The sequence below is a fragment of the Bifidobacterium sp. UTCIF-39 genome (assembly GCF_006408715.1).
Taxonomy (GTDB): domain Bacteria; phylum Actinomycetota; class Actinomycetes; order Actinomycetales; family Bifidobacteriaceae; genus Galliscardovia; species Galliscardovia tissieri.
Map to the genome: position 1 here is coordinate 1 of NZ_JEOG01000013.1, position 13,226 is coordinate 13,226.

Annotated in this window: 8 protein-coding genes; 7 read left to right on the plus strand and 1 reads right to left on the minus strand. The window is 62.6% G+C overall.

The window, feature by feature from the left end; genetic code table 11:
* Positions 1-223: 223 nt before the first annotated feature.
* The 4 genes from EP30_RS06810 (at position 224) to EP30_RS06825 (ending at position 4,669) form a co-directional block, all read left to right on the plus strand.
* Entirely contained in the window at positions 224-1,792 is a 1,569-nt protein-coding gene (locus EP30_RS06810; RefSeq protein ID WP_140557215.1) for a G5 domain-containing protein, read from the plus strand.
* A 241-nt stretch (positions 1,793-2,033) separates the two neighbouring features.
* Positions 2,034-3,014, plus strand: coding sequence for a 16S rRNA (adenine(1518)-N(6)/adenine(1519)-N(6))-dimethyltransferase RsmA (gene rsmA, locus EP30_RS06815; RefSeq protein WP_140557217.1), 981 nt, complete (start codon positions 2,034-2,036; stop codon positions 3,012-3,014).
* Positions 3,015-3,031: 17 nt separating this feature from the next.
* Positions 3,032-3,958 carry a 4-(cytidine 5'-diphospho)-2-C-methyl-D-erythritol kinase gene (locus tag EP30_RS06820; RefSeq protein WP_094664254.1) on the plus strand — a complete coding sequence of 309 codons (927 nt, stop codon included), beginning with the start codon at positions 3,032-3,034 and terminating at the stop codon, positions 3,956-3,958.
* 75 nt (positions 3,959-4,033) lie between these two features.
* Entirely contained in the window at positions 4,034-4,669 is a 636-nt protein-coding gene (locus EP30_RS06825) for a LytR C-terminal domain-containing protein (protein WP_140557219.1), read from the plus strand.
* Positions 4,670-4,719: 50 nt separating this feature from the next.
* Here EP30_RS06825 and EP30_RS06830 read toward each other — a convergent pair whose 3' ends face one another.
* Positions 4,720-6,144, minus strand: coding sequence for a CCA tRNA nucleotidyltransferase (locus EP30_RS06830; protein ID WP_140557222.1), 1,425 nt, complete (start codon positions 6,142-6,144; stop codon positions 4,720-4,722).
* A gap of 76 nt (positions 6,145-6,220) precedes the next feature.
* On the opposite strand from EP30_RS06830, the gene EP30_RS11135 reads away from it, so the two are divergent.
* The 3 genes from EP30_RS11135 to EP30_RS06845 all read left to right on the plus strand — a co-directional run.
* Entirely contained in the window at positions 6,221-6,982 is a 762-nt protein-coding gene (locus tag EP30_RS11135) for an NUDIX hydrolase (protein WP_094664208.1), read from the plus strand.
* A gap of 87 nt (positions 6,983-7,069) precedes the next feature.
* A complete protein-coding gene (locus tag EP30_RS06840; protein ID WP_140557225.1) occupies positions 7,070-9,406 on the plus strand; it encodes a DUF6049 family protein in 2,337 nt (778 codons plus the stop codon).
* The coding region (locus EP30_RS06845) for a murein biosynthesis integral membrane protein MurJ (RefSeq protein WP_140557227.1) at positions 9,403-13,226 on the plus strand (3,824 nt) is incomplete at its 3' end. The genes EP30_RS06840 and EP30_RS06845, both read left to right, overlap by 4 nt.

The following is a 13,226-nucleotide window of genomic DNA, read 5'->3' on the forward strand; positions in this document are numbered from 1 at the left end:
AAACCGGCACATATACCTGGTTCTGGGTATGACCGGGTCATGAAGGACCCCGAAACAGCCCCCTTGTGACCCGGTTATACCCAGACCGGCTTCCCCATGACCCGGTTTGACCCAGATTCGTTGGGATTGTGGGGATTCGGAGGGTTCCGTCGCCGAAACACGGGCTGTCAAGGTTGTCACCATACAATGAGGGGTGGTTTCAATAGTTCGTCAGGAGGATTTGATGGCACGTAGGTGGACTCCGCAACGTTTTCAGGCGCGACGCCGTATTCGAGTGGCCGCATGCGCCGCAGCGGTCACCGTGGCGTGCATGGCCAGCTTCCTGGTGGGCACACACAAAACCGTTGCGCTGGAAGTGAACGGCAAGACGGAAACCGTACAGACGTATGCGATGAGCGTGGATCGCCTGCTGCAGGAACAGGGCGTGGCGGTCAAGACGCATGACATCATCACGTCGTCGTCCGGTAACGCATTGGCCAATCATGCCGTCGTGAAGGTGCAGAGCGCCTATCAGGCGACCATCACGATCGAAGGCAAGGATGTGCCGTTCTGGACGATCGCCACAAGCGCCGACCAGCTGCTCGGATTCTTCCAGGACAACGAGAAGGCTGCCAGTCAGGTCACCGTGAACATCCAGAACGTGTATAACCAGCTGACCGGCGGATTCGTGATCAACGCCAACGGTCCGGTGACCGTGGTGGCCGACGGCAAGTCCAGTGAGGCTCCGAATGGCAAGCTGCCCGCCGCGTCGATTCTTGATTCCAAGGGCATCGTGCTCGGCAAGGAGGATCGCGTCAGCGTGGAAAAGGACGGCGATCAGACCGTGCTGCGCGTCAAGCGCGTGACCCATGGCGAGACCACCAAGACCGTATCGATTCCGTTCGTCACGCAGACGGTGGTCGATGACACCCTGCAACCCGGTGAGACCGTGATCCGTCAGCAGGGACAGGCCGGAGAGAAGACACAGACGTACAACACCACGTTCGTGGACGGTCAGGCCGAATCCGCGGTGCTGCTCAAGGAGACGACCACCAAGGAGGCCATCAACCAGGTGGTGGCCGTGGGCCCGGAAAAGCCGAAGGAGACGCCGAGCGACAACTCAACCAGCGACTCGAACTCGAACAACTCGAACTCGAACACCAACGATTCGGATTCCAAGACCGACAACTCCGACAAGACCACGTCCGACTCCAACTCGGCCAAGCCAAGCAGCAAGCCCAGCTCGTCGGCTTCCGCATCGTCCAAGCCGAGCGAATCGTCGTCGTCCAAGCCGTCGAGCTCTCCGTCCGCGTCGGAAAGCAGCAAGCCGGCGGAAACGCCCACGCAGAAGCCAAGCACCAACACGAATTCCAACAACAACTCCAATAATTCGAACAATTCGAACTCCGGCAACTCCAACTCCGGCAGCAACTCGAACTCAGGCAACTCCGGATCGTCGAACTCCGGCAGCAATTCCGGCAGCAGCTCAAGCGGACTGTGGCATGCGTCCCCATCCGCCGCACAGACCTATGCCAAGGGCGCCGTAGCGCAGTACGGCTGGGGCGGCACCAACTTCGACTCGCTGGTCAAGCTGTGGAACAAGGAATCCGGCTGGAGCTGGAGCGCCGAAAACAAGTCTTCAGGCGCATACGGCATCCCGCAGTCCCTGCCCGGCAGCAAGATGGCCACCTTCGGCGCCAACTGGAAGGATGACGCCGCCATCCAGATCAACTGGGGACTGAACTACATCTCCGGCCGCTACGGCAACCCCGACGCCGCATGGGCTCACTCGCAAAAGTACAACTGGTATTAAACAGCCCAAACAGGCCAAACAGGCCAAATACCGCCAAAGAGCCATAGCACAGTCGCTCAACCGGCAGTACTCGGCAGGGGGCAAACACAACATAAGCGCACATCAACAGACATCAAACACCATGACATTACGGCGCTGCACCCGCCACAGTCAGCGCCTCCACGTCAGCCAGACCATCAACAACCGCGAACCGATATCCAATACCGACACAATACCGACATCACGTAGCACGAGACCGAATATGACAAATCCCACCGCATCGCAGACCAACGAATCCGCCGCCCATCAGGCCGACACCGACGACAGCGGTCTGCTCGGCGCAGCCGACATCCGCCGCATCGCCGCCGAGGCCGGCGTCACCCCCACCAAGAAATTCGGCCAGAACTTCGTGATCGATCCGGGTACCGTACGTCGTATCGCCCGCACCGCCGAAATCGGCGACTGCGATCAGGTGATGGAGGTGGGCCCAGGGCTTGGCTCCCTCACCCTCGCCTTGTTGGAAACCGGAGCGCACGTGACCGCCGTGGAGATCGACCCGCCGCTGGCCGAACGCATCCCGAAGACCGTGGCCGAACGCATGCCGAACGCCGCGGAACGATTCCGCGTGATCAACAAGGACGCGCTCAAGGTCACGCCCGACGACACCCCGCAGCTCGCGAGCGCCGAATCGTTCACGCTGGTGGCCAATCTGCCGTACAACGTGGCCACGCCGATCATCATCACCCTGCTCGAACGCTACCCGAATCTGAACAGCTTCGTGGTCATGGTGCAGAAGGAGGTGGCCGACCGTCTCACCGCCCAGCCCGGCAGCAAGATCTACGGCACCCCCACCGCCAAGCTCCACTGGTTCGGCACGTCCGAACGCGCCGGAATCATTGGTCGTAACGTATTCTGGCCCGCACCGAACGTGGATTCCGCGCTGGTCAAGTTCACGCGTACGCATACCGACCGCACCGAGGCCGACATCGATGCACGCCAACGCACGTTCGCGCTGGTGGACGCCGCCTTCACCCAGCGTCGTAAGACGCTGAACGCGGCGCTCAAGAAGATCATGCCCAAGGAGGCGTTCGCGCTGGCGAACATCGATCCGACACTGCGCGGCGAGACCCTGACCATCGATCGATTCGCCGCGCTCGCCGACGCCGTGGCCCGTATCGAGGCGGGAGACACCGACGGCAACGATTCCGTCAACGGTACGGACACCACCGGCAAGGAGGCCTGATGACCGCAACCAGCACCATGAACGATATCGATCCGACCCAGATCGCACATACAGCGACGCCCAAACGCGTCGACTGCGTGCGCGTGGAATGCCCGGCCAAGACCAATCTCACGCTGCGCGTGGGCGCTCCGCACGCCGAATGGGGAGGTCGTCACCGCCTCGACACCATATACTGCGGCGTGGGCATCTACGACACTGTCACCGTGACGCGCAAAGCCCCCAGCACCGGATTCAGTCTTGATCTGACAGGTGCCTATCTTGGTGATCTTGCCCTCGATCAGGCCGATATGCGTCACAATCACGCCGTGATGGCACTGTTCGCGCTCGCCAAGGAGGCCGGTCAGTCCACTGACGTGGCCATCACGCTGGAGAAGCGCATTCCCGTCGGCGCCGGACTCGGCGGCGGCTCCAGCGACGCCGCGGGCACGCTGCTCGCACTGAATCGCCTGTGGAACCTGAACTGGCCGGTGGAACGACTGCAGCCCATCGCCGCAACGCTCGGCGCGGACATGCCGTTCTGCCTTGCCGGCGGACTCGCGCATGGCACCGGCTACGGCGAGGTCATTGAAACCACGGACGCCAGCCATCCTGACATCGCCCCGGGCACGCTCGGCTCCATGGTCGTGGGTGCCTACAACACGCAGCTGAGCACGCCCGATGTGTATCGCATGTTCGATGCGATCGGCGCGGGCCCCGGCAGTCCGACCAATGATCTGCAGTATGCGGCCGTCACCCTGCACCCGCGCTCCGGCGAGGCGATCCGTGCCGCCCTGGACGCCGGCGCAACCAGCGCATTCGTATCCGGTTCCGGCCCGTCCGTCGTGGCCTGCGTACCGAACGAGGCCGTGTCCGCCGCCGTCTGCCATGCCTGGATCAGCGGCCGTCACGTCGATCGTCTTTTCGAGACCACCGCCCCGGTCACGCCCATCGTCTCCCTGCCGTAGCCGGACCATATCCGACCGTCAGGCAGTCGGGTTAATGTGTAACTCATCACAGACAGACAAGGAGCAAGGACCGTCATGACGACTCCGGAAGCCTTCGACGAACGTAAGGCACGTCAGCAATTCGTACGCGACCGTCAGAAGATCGTGTTCACCGTCGCCATCGGCGCTCTGGCGATCGTCCTCGTTATCTCGTTCCTCGTCTACTTCGGCGTGCTCGGCAAGACCGCAACGAGCGCCAATTCAGTCCAGCCCAACTATGGTGTGACCGCCCCCTGCCCCACTGCGGCTGAAGGCGCCACCGCCAAGGCCGTCAACCCGAGCGTCATCAACGTCCGCGTGCTCAACGGCACCGACAAGGTCGGTTTGGCCGACGCCGTGAGCGAGGCCCTGACCAACCGCGGCTTCGTGTCCAAGGGCGTGTCCAACTATCCCGGCACCGTCACGATCAAGCGCACGGAGATCCGGTTCGGCAAGAACACCATCAATGAGGCCTACACGCTTGCCGGCCAGTTCAACGACGCGATTCTGCGCATGGACGACCGCGAGGACAAGCTGATCGACGTGGTGATCGGTTCCACGTTCTCCGACCTCGTCGACGAAGACCAGATCGCCACCAAAACCGACGCCGATCTCAAGTCCGTTGAGGGATGCAAGGCCGCCGATCAGCTCGGCGACCTGCCCAAGGCAGTAGATCACGAGGCCGTGAACTAGGCCTCCAGCCTCAGACCTTAGGCAGACCTTAGGCGGGCATCAAGCCAGGGTCAGGCCTCCGGCGCCCCTTCCTCCGCATACCAGCGCTTGAGCTCGGCGACGGCCTCGTCATGCTCCACGGGACCGTTGTCGAGTCGGTAATCAAGCATGTGTTTGCGCGCACGGCCCACTTCACGTCCGGGCGCGAGCCCGAGGATCTGCATGATTTCGTCGCCGTCAAGGTCGGGACGAATCGCGTCGATATCCTCTTTCTTCTTCAGCTCGATCACGCGCGCCTCCATGTCGTCCATCGCCTCGGAGAACATGCGTGCCTTGCGCTTGTTCTGCGTGGTGGCGTCGGCGCGGGTGAGCCGGTTGAGCCGGTGATACAGATGCCCGGCGTCACGCACATACCGGCGCACGGCGGCGTCGGTCCACGGTTCGTCGATGTATCCGTGGAAACGCAGGTGCAGCGCCACCAGATCGGCCACGTCCTCCACCAGATGATGATCGAAGCGCAGCGCCTTGAGCCGCTTGCGGGTCATCTTGGCACCCACCAGATCGTGATGGTGGAAGCTCACCTTGCCGCCGGCCTCGAATTTGCGCGTACGCGGCTTGCCCACGTCGTGCATAAGCGCGGCCAGTCGCAGCGTCAGATCGGGCGCGGGCACCGGACCGTCGGGACCGGTTTCGAGGGCAATCGCACGGTCCACCACCATGAGCGTGTGCTGGAAGACGTCCTTGTGGCGGTGGTGCTCGTCGAGTTCGAGCTGCAGTGCGGGAATCTCCGGCAGCACGATGTCGGCCAGTCCGGATTCCACAAGCGCCTCGATACCGGCGTGCGGGTTGTCGCTCAGCAGCAGCTTGGTCAGTTCGTCGCGTACGCGTTCGGCGGATACGATCTCGATGCGGTCGACCATGGCGGTGATCGCCTCGGCGGTCTCCGGTTCGATGCGGAATCCGAGTTGCGCCACGAATCGCACGGCGCGCATCATACGCAGCGGATCGTCGTCGAACGACTGACGCGGATCGACGGGCGTACGCAGAATCTTCTTGTTCAGATCGTTGGCACCGTCGAACGGATCGACGAATTCGCATTCGGGCACGCGCAGCGCCATCGCGTTGACGGTGAAGTCACGTCGTGACAGATCGCCTTCGAGACTGTCGCCATAATTGACTTCCGGCTTGCGCGATTCGGGATCGTATTTGTCGGAACGGTAGGTGGTCACCTCCACGCCGATTTCACTGCCATCGGCACGTTTTTTCATTGCGCCGAGCGTGCCGAATTTACGGCCCATATCCCAGAATCCGTTGCCCCACTTGCGCAGGATGGGCTCGAATTCCTCCGGTCTGGCGGAGGTGCAGAAGTCGAGGTCGTGTGAACGGCGATGCAGCAGCAGATCGCGTACGGGCCCGCCCACGAGCGCCAGTTCGTAGCCCTGTTCCTTGAACAGCTCGCCCAGTTCAATGGCCTCAGGCCATACCTCGAATCCCACTCCATGCTCCTTTCGCTGTGCGCAATCAAGCTTACCGTTACCCCACCTGCACATTGTTTTGCGTATTGTAGAAGGTATGACTACTCCCGGGGATGTTGCGCGCATGATGGCCCGTGCCGCCAGTTCTTCGGGCAATCATACCCAAAATGACGGGGTTTACGACCCTCTTGACGACGACGTCGAATCGTATGAACTGCGTCCTCTGTACAGCTCACAGACACCGAAATATGGACAGAGTATCACATTGCGACTGCCGGAAGGACAAGTCGAATATGTCGAGGCGCAGATCGATGTGCGTGAAGTGTCCGACAGCCCGATTTCGATGCGACCCACGCCTGCGCTCATGGCGAAGAAGCAGACGCAACCCACCACGTTCGCTTCGCTTGACGCCCGTGAACTGCCTGTGGTGCGCGAGTATTCCGCCGGCGGACTGATCTTCGACGACAAGGACCGCGTGGCGATCATCGCCCGTCATTCCCGTTCCGGCCATTTGGAATGGTGTCTGCCGAAAGGCCACATCGAGAAGGGCGAGACGCCCGAGCAGACGGCCGTACGCGAAGTCCATGAGGAGACCGGCATCCTCGGTGAGGTGATCACCTCCATCGCCACCATCGACTACTGGTTCACCGGCACCGCCCAGCGTGTGCACAAGCTCGTGCATCATTACGCCCTGCGTCGCATCAGCGGGGAGCTCACCGTGGAGGGAGACCCCGATCATGAGGCGGAGGACGCCATCTGGGTACGTTTTGATGATTTAAGTGACGTCCTGAGCTATCCTAACGAACGTAGGATTGCGTGGCTGTACGCGCGAAAGCATAAGAGCAACGCGAAGAAATAACAACGCTGGAAGTCGCCAGAAAGTCTAGAAGTAAGGGCCGTTTTGCTTGTGAATACCGGAGGCCATACCGGCCGCAGCGGAGGCACCATGCCCATCGGGGCATCACGACGTCTGCATGCGATCATCGACGTCTGCCTCGCCATGATGATCGCGTTCGCGATGGTGTTCGTCGGAGTCACCCCCACGTATGCCGCCGACGCCGCAGGCAAATCCGACACCACCGGCAAGGTCTCGGTCAGTATCGAATCGGGCACCAGCACCGTGATCAACGGCACCGACGACTATACCGCCGTGGTGACGATCAGCAACGGCACCAACAGCATGCTCGCCTCCGGTGAAGTGAAAGTGCTGACCAATCCGAAATACTCGTTCAGCTCCAGTTCGTTGATGCAGTCCTGGGCCGACGGATCAACCGCCGACGCCCGACTGCGCCGACTGAACACCACGCTCGCCTCCGCCACCGTGGATTCCATCGAAGCCGGCGGCAGCCGCACCGTAACGCTGACCGCATCGAAATCATCCGGTAACGACTCAGGAAACGACAACAACTCAGGCAGTGTGCTCGACCAGTTCACCTCCTGGGGAGCCAAGCCGCTCAACATCACGTACTCGTCGCAGAACTCCACCGGCGACGCCGTATCGGCCGGCATCCACTCATTCGTCACGCGCACGCAGGACGGACTCAACGTCGGCGCCACGCCACAGCTGAACCTGACCATGGCGCTGCCACTCACCGAATCGGAATGGCAGGTGAGCACGAACGATGTGCAGAACCTGCTCACCCACGACCAGAGCGCAACCGGAGCATCCGGCACCAACGACGCCAACGCCAACGCGGAGGCCGTGGCGAAGTCCACCACCATCACCTCACTCACCGACCGCCAGCGTCGCAACCAGTCCGCGCTCGCCGCCACATTGCGCCGGCACACGGCCATTCAGACCGTGGCCGATCCGTCGTATCTCACTTCGTTCTCCGGAACCCCGCAGATCGCGGCACTGATGCAGCCGCGTGGATTCGATCTCGCGTTCCAGTCGCAGACCGCCAGCGCCCTGCCCTGGAAGGAGGCCGGGCTGACCGACGATCTGTGGAACGCCGGCACTGCCACCGATCTCTATCATGACGTCACCGGCGATGAGAAGACCATACCCGCCACCATCGCCTGGCAGTCCACCGCCTCGTGGACGATGAGCGCACTCACCGCCGCAAAATCACAGGGATACGCCGCCGTGGTCGCCGAAACCGACTACGACGCCGACTCTCCCACCGCCGTACGCACATCGAAGATGGTCGTGCCCACCGACGCCGGCGACATGACCGTGCTCACCCCACAGCGTGACCTCAGCTCCCTCGCGCAGGACTCCGCCACCTCGTCCGACGCGGCGCTGCAGGCGGAAGGCACCACGGCCGGTCGCATGGCACGGTTCGTGGCGCAAAGCGCGTTCTACCAGATGGAGCGTCCATACGAAACTCGCAACCTGCTCGTCTCATTCGGTACGGGCGCAAGCGCCAACACGGTCGAGGCGCTGATGACGCAACTGGAATCCTGCTCCTGGCTCAACCTCGGCAGCCTCGACGACCTGATGCAGGCCCAGCCGTCGGTCAGCGGCAGCGACGCCGCCGCGCACGCGAACGAAGTGCCCACGATCGGCGAATCCAACACCACCGACAACCCCAACGCGACCACCGCCACCGTCGAACGGCTGAGCACCCAGGTTCTCTCGCTTCGCGACACCTACGCGGAGATCTCCCGGTTCGCGAACACCGTACTGGCCAAGGCCCCCACCAGCACCGGAGCACCCGGCGCGTCCGGGGCATCCGGCAATCCCAACAACAACGGTTCCACCGGCACCGAGGAAGACTCCGACGGCACCGATCAACTCAGCGAAGGCGCATCCCGCTGGGTCACCTCACTACGCGCGGCCTACACCGATCTGGCCCTCAAATCGTTCACCGATTCAACGATCAACGACCAGCGGCTCGTCAAGGCCGCCGGACGCATCGCCGACGGACTGTTCTCCGGCGTCACCGTGGCCAAGCCCGACTCGATCAACATCGTGAGCCAAAGCGCGAGCATGCCCGTCACCGTGGGCAACAGTCACCCGTACGCCGTGCGCGTCCGACTCATGGCCAGCACCGATTCGGATCAGATCGTCTCCTCCTCCGGACAGGAGCTGACCATCCCCGCCAACTCCGAAGTACAGTCCACGCTCACCATCCGCGTGCTCAACTCCGGCACGGCCACCGTAAGCATCCAACTGCAGGACGCCAACGGACAGCCCGTCAGTAACACCGCCGAAGCGAAGATCACCAGCGTTCTGCAAATCAATGACTGGAGCGGCTACGCGATTCTCGCGCTCGCCGTGCTGCTGGGCCTGCTGGGCCTGTGGCGACAGTTCCACCGTGTAAAGGATCCCGACGAATGAGTTCCCAGAGTTCCGTAAACTCCACGAGTTCCGATAACGGTTCCGGACAATCTTCGGAACAATCGAATTCCGTAGGACGCAACTCCCTGATCATGGCCGCCGGCACGGCGGCCTCACGCGTTACCGGACAGATTCGTTCGATCCTGCTGGCGGCCGCCATCGGCACCACCGGCATCGCCGCCAACGCCTACCAGACCGGCTCGATGATCCCGCAGGTCATCTTCACACTGATCTCGGGCGGCATCTTCAACGCCGTGCTCGTGCCGCAGATCGTGCGTACGCTCAAGCATGAGGACGCCAACGAACGACTCAACAAACTCATCACCGTGGCGATCACGCTGCTCATCGCCGTCACCGCCGTGATGATGCTGGGCACGCCACTCGTCACCCGACTGTATGTGAACCCGAACTGGGCTCCCGATCAGCGAGCGCTGGTGAACGCGTTCACCCTGTGGTGCATGCCGCAGATCTTCTTCTACGGTCTATATCTGGTGCTCGGCCAGATCCTCGCCGCCAAGGGCCGGTTCGGTATGTATGCGTGGAGCTCGGTGGGCGCGAACGTGATCAGTTGCGCCGGCTTCACCGCGTTCATTCTGCTGTTCGGCAAGGCCGATCGCATGCCGATGAGCTTCTGGACGGAGGACAAGATCCTGCTCACCGCGGGCACGTGGACGCTGGGTGTGGCGTTCCAGGCGGTGATCCTGTTCCTGCCGCTCATGCGCATTGGTCTGCATTACCGTCCCAAGTGGGGTCTGCACGGCATCGGTCTGCGTTCGATGGGCAAGGTGGCCGCGTGGAGTCTGGCCATGACCGTACTCAATCTGGTCGTCGGCATGGTCACGTCGCAGATCAACACGGGCGCGCCGCACGCCGGCCATGATCTGTATAACATCGCCGGCAACGGCTCGTATCAGTACGCGTATTCGCTGTATATCCTGCCGTACTCACTGATCGCGGTGTCGATCACCACGGCCGTGTTCCCCAAACTGTCGCGCGCGATCAGCGATCACGATGTGGCCACCGCGCGTGAGGATCTCAGTTCGTCGCTGCGTACGGTCGGCCTGTCGATGGTGTTCTTCTCGTCCGCGCTGATCGCCATGCCCGTGCCGATCACACGCGCGCTACTGCCGTCGGTCAACGTGCATGACGCGTTGCTGATCGCCGGGCCGCTGGTCACGCTGTCGATCGGATTGGTGCCGATCAGCGCGTTCCTGCTCATTCAGCGTACGTTCTACGCCTACGAGGACGGCAAGAGTCCGTTCCTGTTCGCCCTGTTGGAGAACGCGGTGCAGATGGCGCTGCTGCTGCCGGCAATCATGATCGCACCGCCGCAACAGTGGGCCACGCTGGTGGGTCTGGCGCTCAGCCTCGCGTACATTCTGACGATTCCGTTCATTTTCCTGCGGCTGCGCAAACGTATGGGCGGCTCGTTGGATGGGCGACGGATCGTCGTCATGCACATCAAGGCGATTATCGCAGGCGTGGCGGCCGGTGTGGCCTGCTGGCTGGCATGCAAGCCGGTCATGCGTCTGCTGCACGTCGACGTCGGCCCGTTCGACGGTCATATGGGTTGGATCGATTCGCTGATCATCTGCATCGTGGGCACGATCGTGGCTGCCGGCGTGTATGCGCTGCTGCTGGTGGTGCTGCGCGTGGACGAGTTCACGTCGCTGATCGATGCGGTCAAGCGGCGGTTCCTGCATCGCGGTGGTGCGGCGGCGAGCGCGACGGGTAATGAGACCGCGAGCGAGCAGTCGGATGATTCCGGCAACGGCGACAACGGCGACAACGGCGACAACAGTCCCATCGACGATGGCGGCAATGACCCGAATCCGGAAAACGGTCCGACAGGGCCATCTAACGGTCCCGTTAATGCGCCTGTCAGTGCGCCCGTCGGTGCGGCGGCAGGCACGCCCGTCGGTACGCCAGTCACCCCGACGGTACCCAATAATTCCAACGATTCCAACGGATCACGGAACGTCACGACCGGAGGCCCGTCCACAACGGGAACCCATCCGGCACCAGTCATTGCGGACCGCATTCCATCGGGCAGTCCCACTTATAGAATGACTAGAGCCCATCAACAGCTTGATCTATTCGCAGGGAAGAGCAGCGACACTATGAAGCCAGGACTTGGAGACACTCTCATCGACCGCTATACGCTGGTGCAGATCCTGCGTGAGGAGACCGGCATCTCGGTCTGGCGGGCGAACGACAGTGTGATGGCCAAGGACTGCCAGCTCTTCCTGATCACCGACTCCACCATCGCCGGCATGGCGAACGACGTGGCGAGCGCGCTCACACTGACCCACAACAAGCACTTCACCCCCATCCAGCAGATCCGTTCCGACGAGGGCGCATGCATCATCGTCACCGATCTCGACCACGGCATCTCGCTCGAACGCTATCTGGCGCATAACGCCGACGCGTCCACGCAGGCGCTGAGCGTGGAGGCCATCCGCACGATCATGGGAGAAACCGTCGAGGCGGCCAAGTCGCTGCGCCGCTCCGGACTCAATCATCGTGCCATCTCCGCGGCGACGATCCGTATGACATCGCAGAGCGTGACGCTGGCCGATGCTCCGATTTCAGCCGCACTCGTGCCGCCGCTGCTGCGTCACGCCGGTGAGAATCCCGACTCCGAATCCGTGGTGATCCGTCAGATCGCCGCCGTGCTGTATCAGGCGCTTACCGGGCACGTATTCGACCCTTCCGATGAGAACGCGCTCGCCGAACTGCCGGAGGGTACTCCCGACGAGTATGAGATCCTGTGTGCACGCGGTCTGGGCATTCACGATCGTGATCATGATGTGCCGATTCCGATCAGCACGCTCGACGAGTTCGAGGCACTACTCGGCATGTGGAAGCCGATGACCGATCTGACCCGTGACGACATCGCCATCCCGTCGCATCCCTCCAGTCCGTCGGTGAAGCTGGCGGAGTTCCGTCCTGCGAATGAGACGAGCCTTGTACCGATTCCGCAGTCGTTCCTTGCGGTGAGCGAGCCGCAGATCGCGCAGCAGCCGAGTGAGATGACGTGGCGGCCGAATCAGCTGTTCTCCAAGAGCGGCGAAGTGGATGACGTCGATCCGAGCGATTTCGAGGACGATGGGCGTCCGCTGGGCATCATGCCGCAGGAAGGCAAGGATTTCAGTGGCCGTCCGACGATGGGTCTGGATGTGTCGGCGATTCGTGCCGCCCGCGATGCCCATGATTTTGGCGACGAGGACACGTGGGAGGGCGATCCGGAGGCCGTTCCGCTGCCGCATGGCGTGAGCGGGCAGGTGGCACCGCCGAGCTTCGAGCCGGCGGAGAGTGCCGCCCAGCGTGGCGGTGCGGGGGCCGGGGCCGGTGCTGACGGTGGTGCCGGCGACGACCCGGAGGCCACCATGGTGATCGAGCCGCTGCCGGCGAGCTTTGAGCCGCAGGTGCCGGTCAATCCGCCGTCGTACATGGAGACGCCTGAACCGGTCGAAAGCGCGACGGCTCCGGAAAGCAAGCGCACACTGGGACGCAAGCGCATAGCGATCGTCGTAGCCACGGTGGTGGCGCTGCTGGTAATCTTCCTGGGAGCTGCGGCGGCTTTGGGATTGTTCTCGCCCAAGGGCGCGGAGCAAAAGGCCAGCGCGTGGCCATCGTTCAATTCGTCCGATGTGGCGTTCCCTGGTGCCACGCAGTCGGCGGGGGCTTCGCCGTCCGGTTCCGCGAGCGCCGCGTCTCCGTCTGCGTCCGCGAAGCCGTCGGAGACGACGTCCTCCGAGGCCGTGCCCACGCTGATCACCGCGGATAAGAACGCGAAGAAGGTCCCCGATCCGAAGAA